The sequence below is a fragment of the Tenacibaculum aiptasiae genome, from assembly GCF_008806755.1.
GTDB lineage: Bacteria > Bacteroidota > Bacteroidia > Flavobacteriales > Flavobacteriaceae > Polaribacter > Polaribacter aiptasiae.
In genome coordinates this window covers 193,314-219,465 of sequence record NZ_WAAU01000030.1, presented here as the reverse complement: position 1 = coordinate 219,465, position 26,152 = coordinate 193,314, and the positions used below count along the sequence as shown (strand labels likewise).

Sequence of the window (26,152 nt, the reverse complement as noted above, 5' to 3'; positions counted from 1 at the left end):
AGAACGTTTTTTCTATCAACTTAGAAATATTATTAAATAAAATTTTCTCTCGCGAGGAGTAGACATAAGCCTTGAGTGTCTTTAAATGATCAAGGGTTAAATCAATTTCATAAATTATTTTAAAATGAAAAAATCAATTTTACATATAAGTAAAAGGTTAAGTAAAATAGAACAACAACAAATTAATGGAGGAAGCTTTTCAGATTGCAATACTTATTCTGGCCCTTTCTCTTTTGATAAATATTCTTGCGGTGATTTTTATAGGTTACCAGATAAGTATAAGCCTTGTGTTTTAGTTGATCCTGACTGTATTTTATAAATAAAAAGATTCAAATTTATTCCCAAAAAGAAATATTCTTTCGCGAAGAATGGACATAGACCTTGAGTGTCTTTAAATGATCAAGGATTTAATCAATTTTATAAATTATTTTAAAATGAAAAAATCAATTTTGAATTTAGGTAAGACTTTAAATAAAGTCGAACAAAAGTCAATTAATGGAGGAGAAGGACCTGGAGAAGGTAATAATGATGGGCCAAATAGAAGAGGATGTTATGAACAACCTGTTACTGACGTAAATTGTATAAGTCCATGGATATATGCTCCAGGATGTGGATGGGTTTGTATGGTTGCTCCAGAAGGACCTTAAAATAATTTTAAAAGTATTATAAAATAGTATTTCTAATACTTTTTTATCACTTAAAAACTTTATTAAATCTAAAAAGATAATACATGAAAAAATCAATTTTAAATTTAGGACAAGCTTTAAATAAAGCAGAACAAAAATCAATAACTGGAGGAGGGATTACTTTTATAGGTAGCAGTTGTTATACATCTATGAGTAGATGTAATAGCGCTATGGCATCAGCGATATCTCATGGTGCAGATCCTGCTAAAACAAGGTGTGAACCTTGCACATTACATTGGGGGGGTTCAGGTTTTGAGGTAAGAATTTACGGTACATTATTTTAATAAATATAATCAAGTTATGAAAAAATCGATTTTAAATTTAGGAAAAGCTTTGAAAAAATCAGAGCAAATATCAATTAATGGAGGAAAGCACGAAAGTTGTTTAACACATAAAGATTGTCCAGCAGGACAAGGATGTTGCCCTCAATTAGAGTTATGTTTTAGAGATGATTATCCAGGATGTCATTTAATTTAACAACTTAAAGTTATTTAACCATAAATTCATATTATTAAGGAACAAACTTTCGATTTAGGAAAAAAATAAGTTATCCTATGAAAAAATTAGTAAAGGAAGGTAACATAAAACCAACTTAAGTATATAAGTTTGATGGTATAAGACAAAAATAAATCAATTTATCTACTGGTTACTGGGTAGGTTGTAGAATTATTGGTGATATAGTTATTTTAAAATATATAGTAGATAAAAAACTTCATCAGTAATTCAATTTTGTTAAAAATAAAAAAGCCTCTTAATTTTAATTAAGAGGCTTTTGTTTATTTAGTAACTTATAATTAGTTATTGTTAAAACGGTCTAAACCTGTTTTTAACCACTTATAATAAGTAGAGTGGTCTGTATATTGTTGAGGAGAATTAAGTACCTCTAAACTTGGACTCATTAAGACATAGAAAGGTTGTGAAGCAGTTTTAAAGTTTGCTGCTTGTAATGTAGCCCATTTATCACCATAAGTTCTAATTCTTTTTACTTTACCATTTGGTTTAATAAAGTCAAATTGTTGATCTTCTGGTAATTTTCTTTCATGATCATCTACGTATAATGAAATTAATACATAATCATCATTAATTAATGAATAGATATCTGGTTGACTCCAAATGTTTTCTTCCATTTTACGACAGTTAACACATGCCCAACCTGTAAAGTCTAATAAAACAGGCTTGTTTACAGACTTAGCATAAGCAATACCTTCTTCAAAATCTTTGAAACAATTTAAGTTAAGAGGACATTGGTTGTCTGTTTTATATATACTATGGAATTTAGGTGGAGCAAATCCACTTAATAATTTTCCTTGATTCCATGCTGGTTTCTCCATAACACCTGGAGCTAAATATACAGCAGCTGCTAAAGCAGTTAAACCAAGTAAAACTCTAAAGAAAGAAATTTTACCATACTTTTTTCCGATGATGCCAAATAAATAAAGAGCCATTAAGAAAGCAATTAATGCCCATATACCAATGAAAACCTCTCTTTTTAATACTCCCCAGTGACCAACTAAATCTGCATTAGATAAGAATTTAAAAGCAAATGCTAATTCTAAGAAACCTAAAACAACTTTTACAGTATTTAACCATCCTCCAGATTTTGGTAAAGAATTTAACCATCCTGGGAACATTGCAAATAAAGCGAAAGGTAAAGCTAATGCAGTACCAAAACCAATCATACCAGCAGATAATTGCATAGCTCCTCCATTAGTACCTAAAGATCCTGCTAATAAAGATCCTAAGATAGGTCCTGTACAAGAGAATGATACGATAGCTAAAGTTAATGCCATGAAGAAAGTACCAATAATACCTCCAATGTTCGAAGCACTATCCGCCTTGTTACTCCAAGAGCTTGGTAATGTTAATTCGTAGAAACCAAAGAAAGATCCTGCGAAAAATATAAGTACGACAAAGAAAAATACATTTAACCAAATGTTAGTTGAAATAGTATTTAAAATTTCTGGGTCTAAAGTATCTAAATAGTGGAATGGTAAACTTAAAAGTCCATAAATTAAAACAATAAAGAAACCATATAATAAAGCGCTACCTATTCCTTTTCCTTTTTTCTCAGAGCGCTTTGTGAAAAACGATACAGTTAAAGGTACCATTGGGAAAACACAAGGAGTTAAAAAGGCTAATAAACCACCTACAAAACCTAATAAGAAAATGTTAAATAAAGTATCACCTTCTTCATCATTAGTTTTTTCAGTAGAACTCTTTAATAAAATTGTGTTTTTTAAGTTTAAGTTTAATGTTTGAGATAAAGACTGACTCTTATCATCAACTTCAGCAACAGTTTGAACAACTTCTTCACCAGTTAAAGAGAAAGTAAAATCTTCATCAAAAGGTAAACAATATTCCTTACATATTTGAGCGTCTAAATTAAGTGTAATTTGAGTTAAACTTGGATCAGAAACAGTAATTCGTTGAATTAATTTAGCTTCATCAACAAAAAAGATTTCATCTTTTCCCCAAATTTCACTGAATTCAGTTTCAGTTTCACTTTCCTTAGCTTTACCATTAAGAGTATAACCAGTTTGTCCTTCAGCAGGAGCAATAGTCATTGGTAAAGAAGCATCTTCTGGATTGTATTGCGAGTATAAGTGCCAATCTTCAGCAATTTCTACTTCGAAAATTAAGTCGTATTCGGTGTCCGAAATTTTTTCAACGGTAGGAGTTACAACAATAGGATTGTCATCTGATTGAGAGTAAACCGTAAAACCTATGAACAATAAAAATAGAGTAAAGAATTTTTTCATTCGAGTTAGTTTATAAGGGGTTGTTTTTATATAGTTATTCTTAATAATTGTGTTGTGCTGTTAGAAGATAAAAAACGCCTGTCTTGTCGTTTTCCGATAATCCAAATAATTTCATTATCATCTGAACAAAGCAACCAAATGTTTTTTTTGTCAAAAACAGATATCTTTTCGTCTTTAAAATATTTACTTAATTTTTTTTTACCCATCATTCCTGTAGGATAAAAATAATCACCCTTTTCCCATTTTCTTAGGATGAGGGGGTAATTTAATAAATTTTTATCGACATAAATAGTATTTATATCTGTTCTTGTCTTTTTTTGAACGTTTTTAAATAATAAGTTAATGGGACTTACTATTTGGGTGTTTTCTTTATAAATGATAACTCGTTCATTTTCAGACGAGCTATTTTTATTAGTGCGTAAAAGTAATAAAAAATCTCTGTCTTTCAATAAAGTATAGAAATTTGTTGATACTTTCTTGCCTGATTGGGCATAAATTAAATCGTAAACATCATCCCATTCAGTAAATTTATACTCCTTTAAAATCTGATATAAATAAGCTTTAGGATTAGAAAAAGATAAAATTTTCTTAATATCTATTTTTATAACATCCCCTTTGTTAATAAGGACTTCAGGAGATGTTTCTTTTATTTTATCGTTTACAATTTGTTGAGATTGCTTTAAAAATTCATTCGTTTTGATAAATGAATTTAATAAGCTAGGATTAACTTCTTTTAAAGTAGGGATAATTTGGTGTCTTATTTTATTTCTAAGGTATTTTGTCTCGGAATTACTAGCATCTTCTCGCCACTGAATTGCATTTGTTATGGCGAAATTCTTAATTTCTTCTCTAGAAAAAATCAATAAAGGACGTACTATATTACCATTTACAGTAGGAATTCCTGTTAAACCTTCTAAACCAGTACCTCTTGTTAAATTGATTAAAAATGTTTCTAAATTATCATCAGCATGATGAGCAGTTAAGATGTAATCGAAATCATGTTCTCTAGCTAATTCATTAAACCAATCATAACGGAGTTTTCTAGCAGCTAATTGAGTTGATAATTTATGTCTTTTAGCATACTCATTTGTTTTAAATTGAATAGTATAAGTATTTAAGGAAAGTTCTTTTCCTAAATCGTTAATAAAAATTTCATCTAAATCACTCTCTTCACCTCGTAATTGAAAGTTACAATGAGCTAATGAAATATTAAACTTTAACTGATATAATAAGTGGGTTAAAACTACACTGTCTACTCCACCTGAAATAGCAATTAAAAGCTTTTTTCCTTTTAAAAAAGGAAGGTTGTTATTAATATGTTCAGCTAGTCTAAGCAATATGAATAGATAATTTAAAGCCTTTTTAGTTAACTAAAAAGGCTTTGTGTTTTTACTTTAAATTTTTAATTCATCAAATAGATCAATTAAAGCTTTGTTAGATGGTCTAGGAGCACTAGCACTAACAATTTTTCCTTCTGGGTTAATTAAGATAAAACGAGGAATACCGTTAATACCGTAATCTTTTATAAACTTAGAGTTCCAGTCATTATCAGCAAATAATTGAACACCACCAAGTTCTTTATCTTTAATCATTTGTTCCCAAAGTCCATGGTCTTTTTTAGGGTCTATTGAAATACTCACAAATTCAATGTTCTTATCGTGGTATTGTTTTTCAACTTTTTTTAATGATGGTATTTCTGCTTTACATGGTCCACACCAAGTAGCCCAAACATCAATATATACATACTTACCTCTAAAGTCTTTTAATGAAGATGTACCACCAGCATAGTTTTCAAAATTCTCAAAAGCTGGAGAATCTGAACCACGACCAAGTTTTTTGATTAATTCATATTTTTGAGTTAATCCTTTTTTGAAATCTTCATCAGTAGAAAGTTCCATAATAGCATTGTAAATCCCTTCTGGATTTGGGTTTTCAAAAGAAACTTCATATGCTACACTTTTTAATAATCCGTTTTTAATAACTTTACTTTTTACATTTTTAATAAAGTCAACAGCAGCCTTGTCAAAAGCAACACTATCCTTTTTTACAACTTCATCAACTTTTGCGTAAAAATTTCTTCCTACTAAATTTTTGTAAGCAGAGAATGTTTTATAGTCCTCTTCGTTATCGTAGTTTAAATCTTTAGCTAAATCAGGAAAGTCTTTAGATACTTTAAAATCTCTGTTTTTAGTAAAATAAGCATGTGCACGTTCATATTGTTTTGCAGTCATAATATGATCGTAGTTTATGCTTGTTTTTTCTAATTCAACAAATTTTTTGTCTAAATCTTTAGAGAAAGAATTTAATAATTCTGTTTTTTGATTATCTAATTTCTTTAAAAATTCAGCTTCTTCTGAAGAGAATAAATCTTTAGAAGATAGTTTTTCTTTGGTTAAGAATTTTTGTGCTATAAAATTATTTTCATTACTACCTTCACCTTTATAGGTAATGGTTTCATCAAATTCTTTAGCATTCATGTTCAAGGTAATATCGTATCCGTCTTGCAAATAAATAGTAGAACTTTCTTTTCCGTCAGAAAATCTAAAGTACCCATTAGCATCAAAAATAGTATCAGAAAAAGTTCCAGTCTCAGAAACATCTATTTCTTTTACTTTTTTGTTTTCGCTATTTAGAATAGCTAGCAAACCACTGTTAGGATTCTCAATCTTACCAGAAAATAAAACATAGTTCTTTTTTTCTTGTTTACACGAAATAATAGTTAAAACTATTACTAGTAATAGTAGTCTTCTCATAGTTACTGTTTGTATTAAAGTTTACGCAATATAATATTTTCAATAACAAGTTGGTTTACTTCGTTTTTGAATTTAACCAATCAACAATATCATTAAGCATTTCTTCAGCACATAAGTCATTATGTAATTCGTGATAACCTCCTTTATATATTTTTAAAGTTGCGTTGTCGGTATTATTAGCGAATGCTTCGGTTCCTTTATAATCAATAATCTTATCATCAGTTCCATGTAATAGAAACATTGGAGTTTTTAAAGAGGCGGCATTTTCTATAGCCCAATCTGCTGATTCGAAGAAGGATAATGAGAAGTTTGGACTTATTTTATCGTGTACTAATGGGTCATTTATATATTTATCTACTTCTTCTTGAATACGTGAAATATGAGAAGTTTCTAGCTCACTAGGTAAAGTAATAGAAGGAGCAATTTTTTGCATTAATTTTCCAATAGATAATTTCCAAGCTGGAGGTTGAAATGCTAACTTTAGCATGGGACTGGTTGCTATGGTGCCTACTAATTCATGTTCATTACGAAGTGTATAATTAATTACAGTATTTCCGCCCATAGAATGCCCATATAAAAACATTGGTTTGTTTCCAAAAACGCTTTTTGCTTGTTCTATTAGTTTTGAAACACTTTCTAAAACCGCATCAAAACTAGGGTTGTGCCCACGTTTACCAGAAGTTTTTCCATGTCCAAAATGATCAAAAGCAATGACTCCAAAATTATTATCCGTAAGTTTTTTTGCCACATGTTGATAGCGGCCAGAGTGTTCTCCCATTCCATGAATAAGAATAACTACAGCTTTTACAGTTTCAGGCTGCCAGTATTGACCAAAAAAAGTTGTTTTATGATAATTAAAATTGAATTCTTGATGCGTCATAATCTATTGTTTTTTTAACCAAACTCTGATTTCTTTTTTTAAAGAAACCTCAGGTTTAGGTAAGGGAATAGTTTTACCAAATTGTTTACTTCTTTTAAATTTAGAGAATGCAATTTTATGTTGCTTCCATGCTTCTGGATATAACTCTAAAAACTTATTAAAAAAGCTTTGCTCATTTACTATTCCTTCTATTTTTGAAAGTACTTGTGTGAATTTTTCTTCTTGATCTATAATCATTATTCAGTAAATATAAATAAACTACCTCTTAATTTAATAGAGGTTTTTAATTTTGCTTCTGAAGCTTCGGTAGAGGTTATTTATTCTCTAGTGATATCTCCTTTATCTGAAATTTTAAAATAAAGAGTAGAAGGGTTTTCAGAAACATATTCTGTTAACACAATTCTATTTTTATCAATTTTTGAAGTTGTTTTTAAGATACCATCTGTAATTTCATCATAAGCCAAAACTTGACTGTTAATAATGGTAAAATCTTTATCGTAGTTTACTAACATTGAAATAACTTCATTGTTGTTTGGGTAGAAATAGAAAACAACTGATTGAAAATTATCTGATATTTTAGGTAAGTATGAAATTCCAATTTTAGCTTTTTCATTATCCAATTGATCTTCAAAAATCGAAGGTAATTTCAATAATTTCTGCTCTTCTTTATTTAAAAGTTTTCCTTCTACATGATTATCAAAATTGGTGCTATCAATTAATGGTAATTGTTTTACAGGGTATTCACTTACAAATGAATATTTATTGGATTTACAAGCAATTCCACCAATTAATAAAGCTATAAGTGTTAAGGTTTTAAAAATGTTTTTCATAGGGATAAATATAATTAAGTTTAATTAGTTGTTTAATAGAACATATTTCATGGCTTTAGCTTTTAAAAGACATTCTTCATATTCTTTTTCTGGAGTAGACTTGGCAGTAATGGCGCCACCTACTGAATAAGAAACGTATTTTTCGTCACTATTGTATAAAATACTTCTGATTACTACATTAAAATCAAAATTTCCATCAGGAGTAAAGTAACCTACTGTGCCAGAATATAGCCCGCGTTTAGTCTCCTCTAGTTCTTCAATAATTTTCATGGCTGAAATTTTAGGAGCTCCTGTCATACTTCCCATAGGAAATGTGTCTTTTATTATATCTACAGGATGTGTAGTAATTGCTACTTCTGAAGTTACAGTAGAAATCATTTGATGTACTTGTTTAAAAGAATATACTTTACATAATTCTTCTACCTGAACACTTCCTTTTATAGCAGCTCTAGATAGGTCGTTTCTAACTAAGTCAACAATCATAATGTTTTCCGAACGCTCTTTTTCATCACGAGCTAAATCGAAAGCAATTTTTTCATCTTCTATTTGACTAATTAAACGCTTTGCAGTTCCTTTTATAGGTTGAGAAATAATTTTAGTTCCTTCTTTTTTAATATATCTTTCAGGAGTAGCTGATAAAAGGTGTAAATTCTCATGCTTGAAAAAAGTAGCAAAAGGAGGTTCGGAAATCTCATTTAAATGTGTGTAAACTTCGTAAGGGTTTATGATTGTATTTTCAGCATAAAATTCTTGACAAAAGTTAGCCTCATAAATATCACCTCTATGAATGTGTTCTAAAACTTTAGTAACTTTTTCGTGGTATTCGTCCTTATGAATTCGAAGTTTAATTTTAATGTCACTTTCTTCAGGTGAATTATTTTCTTGGATTCTATTATAAATAGGAATAGCTTCGATAATTTCTTCAAAATCTTCTTCTAGTTCATCGTCAATCATTTGTAAATAATGAAATTCAACAGTGTTTCCTTTGATGAAAATTAGTTTTTGAGGCTGAAAGAAATATAAGTCAGGAAAATGAAGTCCATCAAAATTATTAGAACTCAGTTTTTCTGTATCGTTTTTAACATCGTAACTGATATACCCGAAAATATAATCTTTGGTATAAGATTGGTATTCTTTTAATTTATCAAAGGCATTATGGTAATCTGTTTTTATAGAAGTAAATTCATCAACAGCAATCGCACAATCAAAAGAAGAATATTTTTGTTCGTAATTATTTGAATCTAGCCAAATAGCAGTTTCAAATTGTTGCATCCATGAAAATATTTTTTGCTTAAATATTTTTGGATCTTCTATTTTAAAATTACGTTGAGTTCTTTTAGACATCGTACAAAAATAAGAATACGAAAATACTTTTGTTTTCTTTTTCCTACTTTTATAAAAATCTAATTAATTAAACAGAATGAAAAAAACAGTATTCTTTTTTTTACTTGTTTCTATAATAGCATGTAATACGCCAGAAAAGAAAAAGAAAGTAGCGGAAATAAAAAAAGAGACAGTACCAACTTTAAATTTAGAGCAAGCTAAACGGTTAGTTTCATTACCAATAAATTGTATTGAAGTAGAATATCCTAATAAATTAAATCAGGTAATAGGTGATTCGTTAGATTTACAATCACCAAAAGAATTACACCCAGCATTTTATGGTTGTTTCGATTGGCATTCATCTGTACATGGGCATTGGAGTTTAGTTTCTTTATTAAAACAATTTCCAAATCTTGATAATTCTGCAGAAATAGAGCAAAAACTATTGAAAAACATTTCAAAAGAAAACATAGAAAAAGAAGTTGCTTATTTTCATGGAAAGCATAATAAAAGTTATGAACGAACTTATGGATGGGCTTGGTTATTAAAGTTAGCTGAAGAATTACATACATGGGATAGTCCAACTGCTAGACAACTAGAAGAAAACTTACAGCCATTAACAGACTTAATTGTAGAGAAATATTTTGATTTTTTACCAAAATTAAAATATCCAATTAGAGTAGGAGAACATACCAATACAGCTTTTGGATTGACCTTTGCGTGGGATTATGCAAAAACAGTAGGGAATTCTAAGTTGCAAGATTTAATTAAAAAACGAGCAAGAGACTTTTATTTAAAAGACGCACATTGTCCATTGTCATGGGAGCCTAGTGGTTACGATTTCTTGTCGCCTTGTTTACAAGAAGCAGCAATTATGAAACGTATTATGTCACCAGCTGAATTTAGATTATGGTTTGCCGATTTTCTTCCACAATTAAAAGATAAGAATTTTACATTTCCAGTAGGAGAAGTGTCTGATAGAAAAGATGGAAAGCTAGTTCACTTAGATGGAGTAAACTTTTCAAGAGCTTGGGCATTAAATAGAATTATTAAAGGAATGCCAAATTATAAACATTTAAAAAATATAGCTAATCAACATATAAATTATTCATTACCAAATATTGTAGGCGATAGTTATGAAGGAGGTCATTGGTTAGGAAGTTTTGCTATTTATGCATTAAACTCTATTGATAATGATTAAAAAACTATTTCAAAATATAGGTCCTGGAACTTTAGTAGCAGCAGCTTTTATTGGTCCAGGAACTGTAACATTGTGTACACTCGCAGGAGTTAATTTTGGAATGAATTTATTATGGGCAATGTTATTGTCCATTATCGCTACCATTGTATTACAAGAAATGGCAGCAAGGTTGGGGATAATTTCTCAAAAAGGATTATCGGAAGTAATAAGAGAAGAAATAAAATCGCCTTTTTTTAAACAATTTATTACAGTTTTAATACTGTCAGCTATTGTTGTTGGGAATGCATCTTACGAAGCTGGAAATATAAGTGGTGGAATTTTAGGTTTAGAAACCGTATTTGGTAGTTGGTTGTTTTCTTTTGGTGGTTTTACGGTAAATGTAATGAGTTTAATCATTGGAATCATTGCTTTTATTCTTTTATACATAGGAAATTATAAGTTTTTAGAACGAGCTTTGGTTACTTTGGTTATTTTAATGAGTGTTTCTTTTTTAATAACAGCAATTGTAACAAAGCCAAATTTTTTAGAGATTATAAAAGGAATGTTGATTCCTAAATTTCCAGAGAAAAGTTTGTTAACCATAATAGGACTAATAGGAACTACGGTAGTACCATATAACTTATTTTTACATGCTTCTTTAGTAAAGGAAAAATGGAAAACTTCGGAAGATTTATCGTTTGCAAAAAAAGATACAATAGTTTCTATTGTGTTGGGAGGATTGGTTTCTATGGCAATTATAATTTCAGCAGCAGCTATCAATTCATCAGAAATAAATAATGCAGCCGATTTAGCTAAAGGATTAGAACCATTATACGGAAGTTTTTCTAAATACTTTTTAGCATTAGGATTGTTTGCAGCTGGAATTACATCGGCAATCACAGCACCTTTGGCGGCGGCCTATGTAGCAAAAGGATGTTTAGGATGGAAAGAAGGATTAAAGTCTAAAAAGTTTAGAGCAGTTTGGATGTTTATTTTATTGATAGGGGTAGTATTTTCTTCTATAGGAATAAAACCAATTGAAATTATCAAGTTTGCACAAATAGCTAATGGAATGCTGTTGCCAATTATAGCAGGAATTCTATTGTGGATTATGAATAAAAAATCATTACTAGGAAAATATAGTAATACAAAAACTCAAAATATTATTGGGTTTTTAATTTTAGGAATTAGTATATTCTTAGGACTAAAAAGTATTTTAAAGGTATTTAATGTATTCTAAATTATCTATAGATATTAATTGTGATGTAGGCGAAGGCATTGGAAACGAAGCAACTTTGATGCCTTATATATCTTCCTGTAATATAGCATGCGGAGCACATGCTGGTAGTGTAAAAATTATTGATCATGTAATAAGTCTGGCGAAAAATAACAAAGTGAAAATTGGAGCACATCCTTCATTTCCAGACAGAGAAAACTTTGGAAGAGTTGTGTTGGATATTTCAGAAAAAGAACTTCAGTACAGTATAGAAAGTCAAATTAATTTACTGAAAGAAAGAGCTGCGTTACAAGGAGAAAAACTACACCATATAAAACCACATGGTGCTTTGTATAATTTAATAGCTAAGAGTAGAGGAGTGGCGCAATTGGTTATAAAAGCAATACAAAATACAAGTCCAGAAGTATATTTATATGTTCCGTATAATTCAGTAATAGCAGAAGAAGCTTTAAAAAATAATTTGCAAATACAATACGAAGCTTTTGCTGATAGAAACTATAATGGAGACTTAACATTGGTGTCGAGAAGTCAAGAGAATGCTATGATTACTGATAGAGAAGCAGTGTTTTTGCATATACAAAGGATGATTGTAGATAAAAAAGTAGCTACAATTACAGGAGTTAAGGAAATACTAGCCGATACCATTTGTGTACATGGAGATACAGAAAATGCGGTAGAATTAGTGAAGTATATTCATACAAAGCTTACAGAAAATAATATCAACGTTGTTTAAAAAGCCAACATACACGTTTTTTGGAGAACGAACCATTTTAATAGAATGGACTGCAGCAATATCAGAAGAAGTTATTCGGGATATTACACGGTTTGAGCAGCTTGTAAGTTCGGAGAAATCAGAACTGATAGAAGATAGCATTATAGGCTATCATTCATTAATGCTTGTTTATAAGGAAGAGCCTAAAAAACAAGAAATAACATCACTACAAGAATTATATGAAGACAGTAGTGTAATTGCAGAAGAGTCAAACTATTTATGGGAAATACCAGTATGTTATGAGCCACAGTTTGGGATAGATTTACAAGAACTAGCAAAAAACTTACAGTTAACACCAGAAGAGCTTGTGCAAAAGCATAGTGCTCCTCAGTATAGTGTGTATTTTATAGGTTTCTTACCAGGCTTTTTATATTTAGGAGGTTTAGAAAAATGTTTGCATTTTCCTAGAAAAGCCACACCAAGATTAAAAGTACCCAAAGGGTCGGTGGCAATAGGAGGAAGTCAGACAGGGATTTATCCGCAGGAGAGTGCAGGAGGATGGAATATTATAGGGCAAACTCCAATATCATTGTTTGATATCACAAAAGAAACACCATGTTTTGCAAAGTCAGGAGACAAAATTCAGTTTGTGCCAATAATACTCTCAGAATACGAAAAGATAGTAGAGCAAAAGGAAAAATATCAATTAACAAAAACACTGTTAGATGATTAAAGTATTGGCTTCTGGAATTTATAGTTCTATACAAGATAGCGGTAGAAAAGGATGTCGGAAAATTGGAGTGCCAGTTTCTGGAGTAATGGATGCTTATTCTGCACAATTAGCTAATCATTTATTACATAATAACGAAGATGCAGCGCTTATAGAAGTTACTTTTGGAGGTTGTAAACTAGAATTTTTAACAGATACTTTTATTTGTATTACAGGAGCTGACTTTTCTCCTAAGTTAAATGATGTATCTATTAAACTAAACTCAGTACAAAGAGTTACAAAAGGAACAATATTATCTTTTGGAAAAAGAAACTATGGGGTGCGAACGTATATAGGAGTCTTGGGAGGGTTAAAAACAGCTAAACTTCTTAAAAGCCGAAGTTTTTACAAAGGAATCACGCCAGATTTTATATTAAAAAAAGAAGCTGTTATACCGATAAAAACTATAAAAAACCAATTGCAAAGAAGTTTTGCTACGGTTAAAGTACAATCAAAACATTTTACTTCTGAAAATATTTCGTGTTTTAAAGGTCCAGAATTTAACATGCTTTCTTTTGAACAAATAAAATTACTTCAAGAAACTCTATTTACCATTTCATCAGATAATAGTCGTATGGGATATCGATTAAATGAGGTTGTTCCCAACAATTTTGATTCGATGTTAACTTCAGGAGTATTGCCAGGTACAATACAATTAACGCCTTCTGGGAAATTGATTGTATTAATGCGAGATTGTCAGGTTACAGGAGGTTATCCTCGTGTATTACAGCTCTCAGAAAACGCGATTAATATACTTGCTCAAAAAACTACGGGAGATGCGTTGAGGTTTATGTTTTAAGGTTAACAATAATATTGCATTACTAATGTTTTGGTATTATAAATTATTAAATTTAAAAAGAAATGAAAAAGATACTGTTGCTGCTAATAGGTTTTAATACTTTTTGTTTTGGACAGAAAATTAAGAGAGATTTAAAGAAACTTGAAGGGGTATGGATAGCAGAAGATTATTATAATTCTTTTGAAAAGACAAAAAGTGCAGTTAAATCTAAAGGAGATTTTTATTTTGGGAGTCCGGTTGGTTTGAGAATCAATACTAAAGAAGTGAAAAATGAAATTTTAAATATAGGGTATTCTGTACTTCATGATCACTTAATTTACCCTGAGGTTTCTGATTATATATTACAAGGAAATGATACTATAAGAGAACAAGGGAGTTTTAAATTAAATTTAAATCAAAAAGACTCTTTAGGATATTATAAAATAATTAAAACAGATTATTATGATACTAAATCTATATCTCATTTAAAATGGGATGTTAATAAAAATAGTTTAACGCTCTATAAGTTAAAAGGAAAAGGAAAAAAAGAAAGGTCAATTCGTTTTACAAGAGTTGAATCAGGATTTGATGCTGATAATCCATTTCCTAATCCAATTTATCATTACACGAGATTAAAAACGCTAGTAGGGAAGTATATTGTAAAAGATAGTTCTGGGAATATTCTTAGCAACAACTTTAAAATTCATAAGAGTGGTGTTGCAAGTGGATTTGATAAATTTGAGAATTTTACATTTTATTTTTCAACAGATGTTTATTGTGGTTTGCCATATAAATCTGATTTAATTATCATTAACGAGGATATATTAAATAATAATAGTAAAGGATTTAGTTTTTTAATAAATCTCAAAGAGAACGGAGATATTCATCTACATAAAAGAAAGACAGATTATAAAAATGAATTTGTTAGTTTAGGAGATAAAGTATTTGAATTGATTAAAAAATAAGAAAATAGAAATTATTTATAAAAAAACCTCACAGTAAAATAACTGTGAGGTTTTATTATTTATATAGTGTGAAAAACTATTCTTTCTTTTCAGTTTTTTCTTCTACTTCTTTGATAACTTTTTTAACTTCTACAGAAGCATTTTTATCAGTGGTTTCTTCTACTTTTTGTTTTACTTCTTCTACGGTTCCTTCAATGGTTTCTGTTTCGGAAATTGTTTCACCATTTTCAGTTTTTGATGTGGTAACCACAGCTACGGCAGTTTCACCGTCGGTAGATTTCATTTCTACTTTGATTTCTTTTTTAATTTCGTTAGTGGCATGAGAATCTGAAGTATGTCCACCTAAAATAGGCGCAATTACCAATCCAACTAAACAAGTAAGCTTGATTAAAATATTCATAGAAGGTCCAGAAGTATCTTTAAAAGGATCACCTACTGTATCTCCAGTAACTGCAGCTTTGTGTGCATCAGAACCTTTATACGTCATTTCTCCGTTAATTTCAACACCAGCTTCGAACGATTTTTTAGCATTGTCCCAAGCACCTCCGGCATTGTTTTGGAAAATAGCCCACATTACACCAGATACACAAACTCCAGCCATATAACCACCTAATGGTTCAGCACCAAAAACAACTCCAATAATAATTGGTGTAATAATGGTAATTAATCCTGGTAAAATCATTTCTTTTAAGGCTGCTTTTGTAGAAATATCTACACACTTAGCATATTCAGGAGTTCCAGTTCCTTCCATGATACCTGGAATTTCTCTAAACTGACGACGTACCTCATGTACCATTTCCATAGCAGCTTTTCCCACTGATTGCATTGCTAATGCTGAGAATATTACAGGAATCATTCCTCCAACAAACAACATAGCTAATACATCGGCTTTAAAAATATTAATTCCATCAATACCAGTAAAAGTTACATAAGCAGCAAATAAAGCTAAGGCAGTTAAGGCAGCAGAAGCAATTGCAAAACCTTTTCCAACTGCTGCTGTGGTATTTCCAACAGAATCTAATATATCAGTACGCTCACGTACGTGTTCTTCTAATTCGCTCATTTCAGCAACACCACCAGCATTATCGGCAATAGGTCCAAATGCATCAATTGCTAATTGCATTGCAGTAGTCGCCATCATTGCAGAAGCAGCTAAAGCCACACCATAAAATCCAGCAAAGAAGTAGGAACCATAAATAGCAGCTGCAAATAAAATAACCGATAAGAAAGTAGATTTCATTCCTACAGCTAAACCAGCAATAATATTTGTTCCAGCACCGGTAGCACTATTTTGTACAATATCTAACACCGGTTTTTTACCTAAACTAGTGTAGTGTGAAGTAACCATAGAAATTAAAGCTCCTACAGCCAATCCTATACAAGCAGCCCAGAATACATTCATTGACGAAACGTCTCTTAAACCTTCTCCAAAGAAGTTCATTTGCATTGTTTCTGGTAACATCCATTTAATTAAAAAGAAACTAGCAGCTAAGGTGATTAAAATCGAAGCCCAGTTTCCTGTGTCTAGTGCTTTCTGTACTTCTGCTTCTTTTGCAGTATTATCTTTAATTCCAACTAAGAAAGTTCCAATAATAGATGCTACCACACCAACACCTGCTATTACCAGTGGCAATAGTATAGGTCCCATATTGTTAAATTCATCAGTAAAAGGAGTTGAGGTAGACATGTCTCTAATAACATAATTACCTAATACCATGGCGGCTAAAACGGTAGCAACATACGAACCAAATAAGTCGGCACCCATTCCGGCAACATCACCTACATTATCACCAACGTTATCTGCAATAGTTGCAGGGTTACGTGGATCATCTTCAGGAATACCAGCTTCTACTTTTCCTACTAAATCAGCACCAACATCCGCAGCTTTGGTATAAATACCTCCACCAACACGTGCAAATAAAGCAATAGACTCAGCTCCAAGAGAAAAACCAGCTAAGGCTTCTAAAACAATGGTCATTTCATTGTAAAAGTTTCCTCCTGTAGTTAAAAATTGTCCAATAAATATTAAAAAGAATAAACTTAATCCTAAAACAGCCAATCCTGCTACACCAAGTCCCATTACAGTTCCACCTCCAAAAGATACTTTTAAAGCTTGTGGTAAACTGGTTTTGGCAGCTTCGGCGGTTCTAGCATTGGCATCGGTTGCAATACGCATTCCAATGTTTCCTGCTAAGGCAGAAAATATAGCTCCTATAATAAAAGCGGGAACAATCATGATACTTGTGGTATCGACTAATTGAGAAATTCCGAACAAGGCCGCGGAGGCAATAATTACAAAAATTAGTAGTAGTCGATATTCGGCGGCTAAAAAAGCAAGAGCTCCTTCTTTAATACTTTTGGAAATGGATTTCATCTTGTCATTTCCTGCATCTTGTTTTTTTACCCAGACCATTTTTATGTACATAAAAATAAGCCCTAAAATTGCCAAGGCTATTGGCAAATAGATCATGTTTTGTTTCATGTTTAGTAATTTGATTAGTTATAAGTGTTGTAAATATAACAAAATCAGCGACTAAACAAAAAACCTCTCAGATGCTTCTGAGAGGTTTTTTATAATTTTTATTGAAAACTTTTTTAAATAGTGAAGTTTCCGTTAGCTTTATGCTCGCTGTTTTCGTAGCGCTCAAGACACTTATCTAAGATTTCATAAGCCTCATCAGCATTACCCCAATCACCAATATCTACTTTCTTTTTTTCTAAGTCTTTATAAACTTGGAAGAAGTGAGTGATTTCTTTTTGACGGTGTGGATTTAAGTCTGAAATATCATTGTAGTTATTCCAAATTGGATCAGAAACAGGTACACAAACTATCTTCTCATCTGGACCTTTTTCATCAGCCATGTGAAAAACACCAATAGGTTTAACTTCCATTACACACATAGGAAAAGTTGGCTCAGCACCTAACACTAATACGTCTAACGGATCTCCATCTAAAGCTAAAGTTTGTGGAATGAAACCGTAATCTCCAGGGTACATCATTGATGAAAATAACATTCTATCAAAGCGAATTTTCCCTAAATCAAAATCATATTCGTATTTATTTCTACTTCCTTTTGGAATTTCAATTAAAACATCTACTGTCTTTCTTTCTTTTGCAGTCATATATCTTGCTTTTCTTCGTTTCTAAAATCGGACAGCAAAAGTACTAATTAATTACCGTTTTTAAAGGGTAAATTGCTGTTATTTTATGGTTAAAAGAATGATTATAAGCCAGGTCTAATTCCTATACGAATTGCAAACTTTGGAGTTGGTGCAATTGTAGAGCCTGCAGGTAAAGCATAATCAGACCTCCAAATAGCGTCAACTCTTAAGAAACGAAGGTTTCCATATCCAATATTTTCAATACCAAATCCGTATTCGTAATACAGTTTTTCAGGTGTATTATAACTAATGTCTGATCGGTTTATAGCTCTATTTGCGTCTGATATGGTTCCGTAAGCGGCTCTAAAAGTAACCAAACTTCTTAGTTTTAATTTCTTGATTAAAGGAATTCTGTTTAAAATGAATCCGTTAAAGTGATGTTCTAAGTGCGTAGCTGTATAGGTGTCTGTTACAAAATCATAAAAGTTTAACAAACTGAATGTATTTCTAACCAATGAGAAAGATTGATTGGCGGGAATTGGGTTTAATAAACTCAAAGGAACAGTTCCAAAAGTTTTACCGGCTTCAAATGTAGCGTCTAAAACTCCAAATTTCCCAAGTAATAATGGTTGGTTATATTGAAACTGTAACTTATGATAGTTATGCGTTCCATCTAAAATTCCGCTATGTCCTTTTTTATAATTTAATATTAACCTTGGGTAAATGTTTCTTCCAAAACGTCTTTCTACACCGTAACCATATACAAATCTTCCAGGGGTATAAGAAACATAAACATCTGAAGAAACGTCTACAACTCTATCTCTTAAAGCTCCATTTTCATCTAAATAATTAATAGAAAATAAACTTGGAGCAGCAGAAACAATATTAGACCTTGTTAAGTTGAAACCTACATGAAGATTGGTTTTAATTTGAAAATCAACATTAACAGCTACTTTTTTAACTCTTGAAAGAAAACGGTTGTTACCACGTGTAAATAGGGCAGAGGTACCAAAACTATTTCCTAAAAGTTGAGTTGTATTAAAAAGTACACTTCCTAATTGTTCAATGTCGTCTTGGTAAGCTAAACCACCAGCAATTCTAGGTTTGTAAGATAAAAGATAACGAGCCTCGGCACCGTATTTAAATTTTTTGTCTTTAAAACCATAAGCGACATGACCGTTCAATCTAAATCTATCGTCTTTAGTTTTAAATGTCCTAAAACCAATACGAGTTCTAAATCCTTCTATTTCGTTTTTAGCAAACGCAGTCCAAAAAGGTCCAAATTGTACACCAAATTTTGTGTTTATATACCCGCTGGCTACAGTATTAATAACACCCGTTAGGTTCTTAATTTGTTTTTTCTGTTTAACTTTTTCTATAAGTTGATATGTCGATTTAGTTTCTTGAGAATCTGTTGAAGCCCAATAAGTACTGTCTTTTTCAAACTGATCTGGTCTAATTTTTACAATCTCTTCTTTATAAAAATTCTCAGCCAAAGGTTTGTCTAAGATATAATCTTTGAATGTGATTGTTTTTTTGATAGTTAAACCTTTATTAGTTTCACTTTTGTCAATAAAAGTAAAATCACCATCATAAGCATTTTTGGTAGGAAGATAAATAGAATCGTTTTGAACTTCGAATTCTTTATCAAATGAAAGTCCTCTAACAAAGTTTAAGTTAATTTCTTTACGAACTTTCATTTTTATTCTTTTGATAGAGAAGTTTTTGTCGGCTACCCAAAAGTTTCCTTCAAAAGCTAAATCACCTTCTCTAATAGGGAAGAAGTAAATGTTGTAAAGTTTTTTATCGTTTTGAGTAATACTATCGTATAGCACATAGTCGTATGTAGCAAAACCATCCGTAGATAATGGACTTACAAAAGATCTTTGTAGTAAGGTAATGTTATTTTTAAATACATCAATATTTTGAAAAGTATTCGACATTCTATCAAAAACAAATCCTTGAGCACCCAATCCTTCAGATTTTTCTGCTTCAATATCATTTCTAACTTCTTTAGTAATATTATTACCATATACATTAGAAACTTCTTCGTTTAAGAATATAGGAATGTAATAGTTTACACCATCATCATCATATTTTACTTCTTGAATAGCTTGTTTGTATTCTTTTTTAAATATTCTCTTTAAAAAAGCGGTATCTAAGTTATTTATACCAATTTCAATAGCTTTATGCTTTTTAAATTGATAGTAATCAACTAAATCTAAACCATTCTTTCTTTTTCGTTTCCAAATTTCTTGTAAAATTCGGTAAGCAGGATTTTCTTTCTTTTTCAGCCTTTTCTTTGGTCTTGTAACTACAACAACTTCATCTAGTTGATTGCTTTCTTCTTTTAGTACAATATTTAAAAACCTTGTTTTTTCACTTACACTAAATGTTTGTGTTTGAAACCCAAGAAAAGAGACTTCTACAGTACCTCTATACTTTTTTGTTTTTAAAAAGAATCTACCATCGTCATCTGTGGTGGTTCCATAGATTGTGTTTTTCATAACCACATTTACAAAAGGTAGTGGATTGTTGAATTCATCAACAACTTTACCTTTTAATGTAAGTTGAGAGTATAACACGCTGGTTATGAATACTAATAGTATTGTAAGTCTTAGTCTCATTTTTTTTATTACTATAAAATCCTTTTGACATGGGTCAAAAGGATTTTAATTTCTTTTCAATTTCTTTTTTCTTTTCTTATTTGTTAAGGTACATAACGTCCTTAACAGCTTTTACAACATCCTTAGCATTAGGTAACCACTCCTCTAATAATACTGGAGAATATGGTGCTGGTGTATCAGCAGTTGTGATTCTTTTGATAGGAGCATCTAAATAATCAAATGCCTCATCTTGTATTCTAAAAGTAATTTCTGAAGAAACACTTCCAAATGGCCAAGCCTCTTCTAAAATTACTAATCTATTTGTTTTCTTAACAGATTCTAAAATTGCGTTATGATCCATTGGACGAACTGTACGTAAGTCGATAATTTCAACAGAAATACCTTCTTTCGCTAATTCTTCAGCAGCTTTGTAAGCTTCTTTAATAATTTTCCCAAAAGAAACTACAGTTACATCTGTTCCTTCTCTTTTAATGTCAGCAACACCAATTGGGATAATATATTCTCCTTCTGGAATTTCCATCTTGTCACCATACATTTGCTCAGACTCCATAAAAATTACTGGATCGTCATCACGGATAGCCGCTTTTAATAATCCTTTAGCATCATATGGGTTAGAAGGTACAATTACTTTTAATCCAGGACAGTTAGCATACCAGCTCTCAAAAGCTTGTGAGTGTGTAGCTGCTAATTGACCAGCAGAAGCAGTAGGACCTCTAAATACGATAGGACAATTGAATTGACCACCACTCATTTGACGAATCTTAGCTGCATTATTAATAATTTGATCGATACCAACTAAAGAGAAGTTAAAGGTCATGTACTCAACGATTGGGCGATTTCCATTCATTGCTGAACCAACTGCAATACCACCGAAACCTAATTCAGCAATTGGAGTATCAATTACTCTCTTATCACCAAATTCATCTAACATTCCTTTAGAAGCCTTATAAGCTCCATTATATTCAGCTACTTCCTCACCCATTAAGTAAATGCTTTCATCTCTGCGCATTTCCTCACTCATAGCTTCGCAAATAGCTTCTCTAAATTGTACTGTTTTCATACGTTTTATAAGTAGTTGTTTATCAAGAGTGCAAAAATAGTAAAAATAGAACTAAAAAATAGTTTTTTAACTTAAACAAATCATTACCTACATTTGCAGTGATTTCTAGAGAATTAAATAGAAGTAAAAAATTTACTATGCGTGCATAATAAATTAAAAAAAAGACGTAACTTCGTCACTCAAAATTAAGTTTCTTAAAAACAGCAATATATGAAAATATTAGTTTGTATCAGTCACGTACCTGATACTACATCAAAAATTAACTTCACGGAGAACGATACAAAGTTTGATACGAATGGAGTTCAGTTTGTAATTAATCCTTACGATGAGTTCAGTTTAACTCGTGCAATGTGGTTTAAGGAAAAACAGGGGGCAAGCGTAACTGTAGTTAATGTTGGAGGTGCTTCAACGGAGCCTACTTTACGTAAAGCATTAGCTATTGGAGCGGATGATGCAATTAGAGTAAATGCTGAGCCAACTGATGGTTTTATGGTAGCTAAAGAATTAGCTGAAGTTGTTAAAAACGGAGGATACGATTTAGTTTTAGCAGGAAAAGAATCTGCAGATTACAATGGTCAAATGGTACCAGGAATGTTAGCTGCTTTATTAGATTATAACTTTGTTAACGGATGTGTTGGTATTGAAGTAGATGGAACAAATGCTACTTTAGATAGAGAAATTGATGGTGGAGAAGAAAAAGTTTCTTCAACATTACCAATGATTGTTGCAGGACAAAAAGGAATTGTAGAGGAAAAAGATTTACGTATTCCTAACATGCGTGGAATTATGATGGCACGTAAAAAGCCATTATCTGTAGTGGAACCAACTGGAGCAGCTGCTAGTTCAGCTACGAAAACGTTTGAGAGACCAGCAGAAAAAGGAGCAGTGAAGTTAGTAGATAATGTTGATGAATTAATCGACTTATTACACAACGAAGCAAAAGCAATTTAGTAGTAAAATTTAAAAACTCATTATTAATAAGAATAAGAAGCAAGCATTAATTAGTCTTTCTTTCTTATTAATGATATAAAAAATATAAAATATGTCTGTATTAGTTTTTGCCGATTCATCGGAAGGAAAATTTAAAAAAACTGCTTTTGAAGTAGTTTCATACGGAAAAAAAGTAGCGGAGCAGTTAGGGAGTAGCATGGTAGTAGTAACTATCAATGGAGGAGATGCTTCTGAATTATATGCATACGGTGCTGAAAAAGTAGTAGAAGTAAAAAACGACTTAGCTTCTTTTAATGCAAAAGCATATGCATCAATCATTAAACAAGTAGCGGAAGCTCAAGGAGCAAGTACTGTAGTTATCGATTCTAGTGTTGATGGTTTAACAGTTGCTCCATTAGTAGCAGTAGCTTTAGAGGCTGGATTAGCATCTAACGTAGTTGCTTTACCAAGTAGCACAAGTCCATTTGTTGTAAAGAGAAAAGCTTTTTCAAACAAAGGATTTAACAATACTGAGATTACTACAGAGAAAAGAGTAATTGGTGTAGCAAAGAATTCTTACGGAGCGCATGAAAACGCAGTAAGTGGTTCAGCTGAATCATTTGATGCTTCATTACCAGAATTAGGAGTAAAATCTGAAAGCATTAACAAAGCATCAGGTACTGTTACAATTGCAGACGCAGATGTTGTTGTATCTGGAGGTAGAGGATTAAAAGGACCAGAAAACTGGGGAATGGTTGAAGAATTAGCTGGAGTTTTAGGAGCTGCAACTGCATGTTCTAAGCCAGTTTCAGATTTAGGATGGCGTCCTCACAGCGAGCACGTTGGACAAACTGGTAAGCCAGTAGCTTCAAATTTATACATCGCTATTGGTATTTCTGGAGCAATTCAGCACTTAGCTGGGGTAAATGCTTCTAAGGTAAAAGTAGTAATCAACACCGATCCTGAAGCACCTTTCTTTAAGGCTGCAGATTACGGTATTGTTGGTGATGCTTTTGAAGTTGTTCCACAATTAATTGAGAAATTAAAAGCGTTCAAACAAGCATAAAATAATTGGGTAAATTTTCTTTTTACTTAAATTTGAGGTGAACTCATTATTTTTAGTAAATTGTGCCCTCTTAAAAGGCTGTCTAAATTTTAAGCAAAGAGCCTAAAATTAGACAGCTTTTTTGTTATTACGATAATTGATAAATGAGTTTAATTAAGCTGACTATTAAAGGAATTTCGTACAGTCAAACCCAAAGTGGAGCTTATGCGTTAGTATTAAGTGAAATGGAAGGAACAAGAACGTTACCTATTATTATAGGAGCATTCGAAGCACAATCTATTGCGATAGCATTAGAAAAAGAAATTCGTCCCCCAAGGCCACTTACACACGATTTATTTAAAACATTTGCCGATAGGTTTACTATTGCGGTCAAACAGGTTATTATACATAAACTGGTTGATGGTGTGTTTTATTCTAGTTTAGTCTGTGAAAAAGATGGCGAAGAAGAAGTAATTGACACACGAACATCCGATGCGATAGCATTAGCCGTCCGTTTTAACGCACCAATTTACACCTATGAAAACATTTTAGATAAAGCAGGTATTTATCTAAAATTGGATGAGGAACTAATTATTGAAGAAGACTTAGAGTCTGAAGAAATAGAGTTCTCATTAGAGGAGGAAGAAGCGGCTGCAAAAGACCGATACGCGAGTTTATCACTACAGGAACTACACGATCAACTAAACGAAGCTGTAGCAAACGAAGATTATGAAATGGCCGCGAAAATTCGCGATGAAATCAGCAAACGTTCTTAAATTAAATATATAAAATGAAGAAATTATTTACTTTCATAATGCTTTGTGCATCAATAGTAACTTTTGGGCAAAGCATAGAGAAAAAGTGGAATTTTTCGTCTATAACTACTACCGATGGAAACTCGGTGGTTACAATAAATCCTTCTGATGTTTTACATTTAACAAAAGGAGATTTTAAGTACTCATTAGTAGCAAAAGATAGTTTGCAAGCAGGAGGAAACTATATTCATCAAAATAACTTATTAATTTTTAACTACAAGCAACCTAATGACACGGTTCGTTACTATAACGTTGTAGAACTTACAGAAGATGCGTTAACATTATCTGAAAAAAACGTACTGTATAAGTTTACTTCAACACCAGAGAAGGTAGCGGTTGTAGAAAAAGTAGTTGAAGAGAAAAAAGCAACAAGCGCTATTATTCCTAGTCAAGGATTTTCAATGAATAGTTTGTTTAGAGGAGCTATAGGAATGCTTGCTTTATTAGTTATTGCTTTTTTATTCAGTTCAAACAGAAAGAACATCGATTGGAAAACAGTTGGTTTAGGATTGGCTTTCCAATTATTAATTGCTATTGGAGTATTAAAAATACCATTTGTTCAAAAAGCTTTTGAATGGGTAGGTAGTTTATTTGTAAGTGTATTAGATTTTACAAGAGCAGGTAGTGAATTTTTATTTAGCGGTTTAGTATCGGATATGAGTTCATTCGGATTCATTTTCGCATTCCAAGTATTACCAACCATCATTTTCTTTTCGGCATTAACTTCTTTATTATTTTACTTAGGATTAATTCAAAAGGTAGTAAAAGGATTGGCTTGGTTACTTTCTAAAGTATTAAAAATATCGGGAGCAGAGAGTTTATCGGTAGCAGGAAATATTTTCTTAGGACAAACAGAAGCACCTTTGTTAATTAAGGCATATTTAGAAAAAATGAATAAGTCAGAAATCTTATTAGTAATGATAGGAGGAATGGCAACGGTAGCAGGAGCGGTATTAGCTGCTTATATTGGTTTCTTAGGAGGTGATGATGAAGCTTTACGTTTATTATATGCAAAGCATTTATTAGCAGCTTCAGTAATGGCAGCGCCAGGAGCTATTATTATTTCTAAAATCTTATACCCTCAAACAGAGGAAGTAAATACAGACGTACAAGTTTCTTCAGAAAAAATTGGATCAAACATTTTAGATGCGATTGCCAACGGAACTACTGAAGGTTTAAATTTAGCCATGAACGTAGCAGCAATGTTATTAGTATTTATTGCATTTATAGCAATGATTAACGGAATCTTAGGATGGGTAGGAGACATTACCAATTTAAATACTTGGATGGCAGAAAACACATCGTATGCTAAGTTTTCATTAGAAGCAATTCTGGGATATGTATTTGCACCATTAATGTGGTTAATAGGTGTAGCAAAAGAAGATATGGCTTTAATGGGACAGTTATTAGGAATTAAGTTAGCAGCGAGTGAGTTTGTTGGATATATTCAGTTAGCTGAACTTAAAAATGTAGCAAGCGCAACACATTTAACATACAACAAGTCAATTATTATGGCAACGTATATGTTATGTGGATTTGCCAACTTTGCTTCGATTGGAATTCAAATTGGAGGAATTGGTTCGTTAGCACCAGGACAACGTAAAACCTTATCGGAATTTGGAATGAAAGCATTAATCGGAGGTACTATTGCTTCGTTAATGTCGGCAACCATTGCAGGTATGATTATCGGATAAAAAATAA

General features: G+C 31.5%; 25 protein-coding genes. 14 read left to right on the top strand and 11 right to left on the bottom strand.

What is annotated here, in order from left to right:
* Positions 1 to 124 precede the first annotated feature (124 nt).
* The 4 genes from F7018_RS16095 to F7018_RS18565 all read left to right on the top strand — a co-directional run bounded on the left by F7018_RS16095 (position 125) and on the right by F7018_RS18565 (position 1,163).
* Positions 125 to 319, top strand: a complete 195-nt coding sequence (locus F7018_RS16095) for a hypothetical protein (protein WP_150901126.1) — start codon at positions 125 to 127, stop codon at positions 317 to 319.
* A 115-nt stretch (positions 320 to 434) separates the two neighbouring features.
* Entirely contained in the window at positions 435 to 647 is a 213-nt protein-coding gene (locus F7018_RS16090; RefSeq protein ID WP_150901125.1) for a hypothetical protein, read from the top strand.
* 83 nt (positions 648 to 730) lie between these two features.
* Positions 731 to 970 (top strand): hypothetical protein, encoded by a 240-nt coding sequence (locus F7018_RS16085; RefSeq protein ID WP_150901124.1) that lies wholly within the window; start codon positions 731 to 733, stop codon positions 968 to 970.
* Positions 971 to 986: 16 nt separating this feature from the next.
* Entirely contained in the window at positions 987 to 1,163 is a 177-nt protein-coding gene (locus F7018_RS18565) for a hypothetical protein (RefSeq protein ID WP_175578759.1), read from the top strand.
* A 317-nt stretch (positions 1,164 to 1,480) separates the two neighbouring features.
* On the opposite strand, the gene F7018_RS16080 is transcribed toward F7018_RS18565, so the two are convergent.
* From F7018_RS16080 to F7018_RS16050, 7 genes are all read right to left on the bottom strand, one after another.
* Positions 1,481 to 3,445 (bottom strand): protein-disulfide reductase DsbD family protein, encoded by a 1,965-nt coding sequence (locus tag F7018_RS16080; protein ID WP_150901123.1) that lies wholly within the window; start codon positions 3,443 to 3,445, stop codon positions 1,481 to 1,483.
* Positions 3,446 to 3,471: 26 nt separating this feature from the next.
* Positions 3,472 to 4,782, bottom strand: a complete 1,311-nt coding sequence (tilS, locus tag F7018_RS16075; protein ID WP_317132398.1) for a tRNA lysidine(34) synthetase TilS — start codon at positions 4,780 to 4,782, stop codon at positions 3,472 to 3,474.
* A 57-nt stretch (positions 4,783 to 4,839) separates the two neighbouring features.
* Positions 4,840 to 6,198, bottom strand: coding sequence for a TlpA family protein disulfide reductase (locus F7018_RS16070; protein WP_150901121.1), 1,359 nt, complete (start codon positions 6,196 to 6,198; stop codon positions 4,840 to 4,842).
* Between the two features lie 55 nt (positions 6,199 to 6,253).
* Positions 6,254 to 7,078, bottom strand: coding sequence for an alpha/beta hydrolase (locus F7018_RS16065; protein WP_150901120.1), 825 nt, complete (start codon positions 7,076 to 7,078; stop codon positions 6,254 to 6,256).
* A gap of 3 nt (positions 7,079 to 7,081) precedes the next feature.
* The gene (locus F7018_RS16060) at positions 7,082 to 7,315 is read right to left on the bottom strand and encodes a hypothetical protein (protein ID WP_150901119.1); all 234 of its coding nucleotides are present in this window, start codon (positions 7,313 to 7,315) and stop codon (positions 7,082 to 7,084) included.
* 80 nt (positions 7,316 to 7,395) lie between these two features.
* Positions 7,396 to 7,908 (bottom strand): hypothetical protein, encoded by a 513-nt coding sequence (locus F7018_RS16055; protein WP_150901118.1) that lies wholly within the window; start codon positions 7,906 to 7,908, stop codon positions 7,396 to 7,398.
* A gap of 24 nt (positions 7,909 to 7,932) precedes the next feature.
* Positions 7,933 to 9,252, bottom strand: coding sequence for an anthranilate synthase component I family protein (locus F7018_RS16050; RefSeq protein WP_150901117.1), 1,320 nt, complete (start codon positions 9,250 to 9,252; stop codon positions 7,933 to 7,935).
* A 76-nt stretch (positions 9,253 to 9,328) separates the two neighbouring features.
* Here F7018_RS16050 and F7018_RS16045 point away from each other — a divergent pair, with 76 nt between their 5' ends.
* From F7018_RS16045 to F7018_RS16020, 6 genes are all read left to right on the top strand, one after another.
* A complete protein-coding gene (locus F7018_RS16045; protein ID WP_150901116.1) occupies positions 9,329 to 10,432 on the top strand; it encodes a DUF2891 domain-containing protein in 1,104 nt (367 codons plus the stop codon).
* Positions 10,425 to 11,651, top strand: a complete 1,227-nt coding sequence (locus F7018_RS16040; protein WP_150901115.1) for an Nramp family divalent metal transporter — start codon at positions 10,425 to 10,427, stop codon at positions 11,649 to 11,651. The genes F7018_RS16045 and F7018_RS16040 overlap by 8 nt, the downstream gene beginning before the upstream one ends.
* The gene (pxpA, locus tag F7018_RS16035) at positions 11,641 to 12,381 is read left to right on the top strand and encodes a 5-oxoprolinase subunit PxpA (protein ID WP_150901114.1); all 741 of its coding nucleotides are present in this window, start codon (positions 11,641 to 11,643) and stop codon (positions 12,379 to 12,381) included. The genes F7018_RS16040 and pxpA overlap by 11 nt, the downstream gene beginning before the upstream one ends.
* Positions 12,374 to 13,093, top strand: coding sequence for a 5-oxoprolinase subunit PxpB (pxpB, locus tag F7018_RS16030; protein WP_150901113.1), 720 nt, complete (start codon positions 12,374 to 12,376; stop codon positions 13,091 to 13,093). Before pxpA ends, pxpB begins: the two co-directional genes overlap by 8 nt.
* Positions 13,086 to 13,928, top strand: coding sequence for a 5-oxoprolinase subunit C family protein (locus F7018_RS16025; protein WP_150901112.1), 843 nt, complete (start codon positions 13,086 to 13,088; stop codon positions 13,926 to 13,928). The genes pxpB and F7018_RS16025 overlap by 8 nt, the downstream gene beginning before the upstream one ends.
* A 62-nt stretch (positions 13,929 to 13,990) precedes the next feature.
* Positions 13,991 to 14,872 carry a hypothetical protein gene (locus F7018_RS16020; protein WP_150901111.1) on the top strand — a complete coding sequence of 294 codons (882 nt, stop codon included), beginning with the start codon at positions 13,991 to 13,993 and terminating at the stop codon, positions 14,870 to 14,872.
* Between the two features lie 76 nt (positions 14,873 to 14,948).
* On the opposite strand, the gene F7018_RS16015 is transcribed toward F7018_RS16020, so the two are convergent.
* From F7018_RS16015 to F7018_RS16000, 4 genes are all read right to left on the bottom strand, one after another.
* Entirely contained in the window at positions 14,949 to 17,354 is a 2,406-nt protein-coding gene (locus tag F7018_RS16015; RefSeq protein ID WP_150901110.1) for a sodium-translocating pyrophosphatase, read from the bottom strand.
* 113 nt (positions 17,355 to 17,467) lie between these two features.
* Entirely contained in the window at positions 17,468 to 17,995 is a 528-nt protein-coding gene (locus tag F7018_RS16010) for an inorganic diphosphatase (protein WP_150901109.1), read from the bottom strand.
* Positions 17,996 to 18,096: 101 nt separating this feature from the next.
* On the bottom strand, positions 18,097 to 20,601 hold the full coding sequence (locus F7018_RS16005) for a DUF5686 family protein (protein ID WP_150901108.1): 2,505 nt from the start codon (positions 20,599 to 20,601) through the stop codon (positions 18,097 to 18,099).
* A gap of 76 nt (positions 20,602 to 20,677) precedes the next feature.
* Positions 20,678 to 21,661, bottom strand: a complete 984-nt coding sequence (locus F7018_RS16000; protein ID WP_150901107.1) for a pyruvate dehydrogenase complex E1 component subunit beta — start codon at positions 21,659 to 21,661, stop codon at positions 20,678 to 20,680.
* 210 nt (positions 21,662 to 21,871) lie between these two features.
* Between F7018_RS16000 and F7018_RS15995 the strand changes: the two genes are divergently transcribed.
* The 4 genes from F7018_RS15995 (at position 21,872) to F7018_RS15980 (ending at position 26,145) form a co-directional block, all read left to right on the top strand.
* Positions 21,872 to 22,612, top strand: coding sequence for an electron transfer flavoprotein subunit beta/FixA family protein (locus F7018_RS15995; RefSeq protein ID WP_150901106.1), 741 nt, complete (start codon positions 21,872 to 21,874; stop codon positions 22,610 to 22,612).
* A gap of 91 nt (positions 22,613 to 22,703) precedes the next feature.
* Positions 22,704 to 23,657 carry an electron transfer flavoprotein subunit alpha/FixB family protein gene (locus F7018_RS15990; RefSeq protein WP_150901105.1) on the top strand — a complete coding sequence of 318 codons (954 nt, stop codon included), beginning with the start codon at positions 22,704 to 22,706 and terminating at the stop codon, positions 23,655 to 23,657.
* Between the two features lie 143 nt (positions 23,658 to 23,800).
* Positions 23,801 to 24,412, top strand: a complete 612-nt coding sequence (locus F7018_RS15985; RefSeq protein WP_150901104.1) for a bifunctional nuclease family protein — start codon at positions 23,801 to 23,803, stop codon at positions 24,410 to 24,412.
* Between the two features lie 14 nt (positions 24,413 to 24,426).
* Positions 24,427 to 26,145: a NupC/NupG family nucleoside CNT transporter gene (locus F7018_RS15980; RefSeq protein ID WP_150901103.1), complete on the top strand. Its 1,719-nt coding sequence runs from the start codon at positions 24,427 to 24,429 to the stop codon at positions 26,143 to 26,145.
* The last annotated feature ends 7 nt before the right edge of the window (positions 26,146 to 26,152 follow it).

Bases quoted from the DNA above. Each gene is read 5' to 3' on its own strand.
- F7018_RS16045 (WP_150901116.1), top strand. From the start codon at position 9,329: ATGAAAAAAACAGTATTCTTTTTTTTACTTGTTTCTATAATAGCATGT.
- F7018_RS16055 (WP_150901118.1), bottom strand. From the start codon at position 7,908: ATGAAAAACATTTTTAAAACCTTAACACTTATAGCTTTATTAATTGGT.
- F7018_RS16095 (WP_150901126.1), top strand. From the start codon at position 125: ATGAAAAAATCAATTTTACATATAAGTAAAAGGTTAAGTAAAATAGAA.
- F7018_RS16040 (WP_150901115.1), top strand. From the start codon at position 10,425: ATGATTAAAAAACTATTTCAAAATATAGGTCCTGGAACTTTAGTAGCA.
- F7018_RS15995 (WP_150901106.1), top strand. From the start codon at position 21,872: ATGAAAATATTAGTTTGTATCAGTCACGTACCTGATACTACATCAAAA.
- F7018_RS16085 (WP_150901124.1), top strand. From the start codon at position 731: ATGAAAAAATCAATTTTAAATTTAGGACAAGCTTTAAATAAAGCAGAA.
- F7018_RS16080 (WP_150901123.1), bottom strand. From the start codon at position 3,445: ATGAAAAAATTCTTTACTCTATTTTTATTGTTCATAGGTTTTACGGTT.
- F7018_RS16065 (WP_150901120.1), bottom strand. From the start codon at position 7,078: ATGACGCATCAAGAATTCAATTTTAATTATCATAAAACAACTTTTTTT.
- F7018_RS16060 (WP_150901119.1), bottom strand. From the start codon at position 7,315: ATGATTATAGATCAAGAAGAAAAATTCACACAAGTACTTTCAAAAATA.
- F7018_RS15980 (WP_150901103.1), top strand. From the start codon at position 24,427: ATGAAGAAATTATTTACTTTCATAATGCTTTGTGCATCAATAGTAACT.
- F7018_RS16000 (WP_150901107.1), bottom strand. From the start codon at position 21,661: ATGAAAACAGTACAATTTAGAGAAGCTATTTGCGAAGCTATGAGTGAG.
- F7018_RS16090 (WP_150901125.1), top strand. From the start codon at position 435: ATGAAAAAATCAATTTTGAATTTAGGTAAGACTTTAAATAAAGTCGAA.
- F7018_RS16005 (WP_150901108.1), bottom strand. From the start codon at position 20,601: ATGAGACTAAGACTTACAATACTATTAGTATTCATAACCAGCGTGTTA.
- F7018_RS16010 (WP_150901109.1), bottom strand. From the start codon at position 17,995: ATGACTGCAAAAGAAAGAAAGACAGTAGATGTTTTAATTGAAATTCCA.
- F7018_RS16015 (WP_150901110.1), bottom strand. From the start codon at position 17,354: ATGAAACAAAACATGATCTATTTGCCAATAGCCTTGGCAATTTTAGGG.
- F7018_RS18565 (WP_175578759.1), top strand. From the start codon at position 987: ATGAAAAAATCGATTTTAAATTTAGGAAAAGCTTTGAAAAAATCAGAG.
- F7018_RS16070 (WP_150901121.1), bottom strand. From the start codon at position 6,198: ATGAGAAGACTACTATTACTAGTAATAGTTTTAACTATTATTTCGTGT.
- F7018_RS16050 (WP_150901117.1), bottom strand. From the start codon at position 9,252: ATGTCTAAAAGAACTCAACGTAATTTTAAAATAGAAGATCCAAAAATA.
- F7018_RS15985 (WP_150901104.1), top strand. From the start codon at position 23,801: ATGAGTTTAATTAAGCTGACTATTAAAGGAATTTCGTACAGTCAAACC.
- pxpA (WP_150901114.1), top strand. From the start codon at position 11,641: ATGTATTCTAAATTATCTATAGATATTAATTGTGATGTAGGCGAAGGC.
- F7018_RS16020 (WP_150901111.1), top strand. From the start codon at position 13,991: ATGAAAAAGATACTGTTGCTGCTAATAGGTTTTAATACTTTTTGTTTT.
- F7018_RS16025 (WP_150901112.1), top strand. From the start codon at position 13,086: ATGATTAAAGTATTGGCTTCTGGAATTTATAGTTCTATACAAGATAGC.
- F7018_RS15990 (WP_150901105.1), top strand. From the start codon at position 22,704: ATGTCTGTATTAGTTTTTGCCGATTCATCGGAAGGAAAATTTAAAAAA.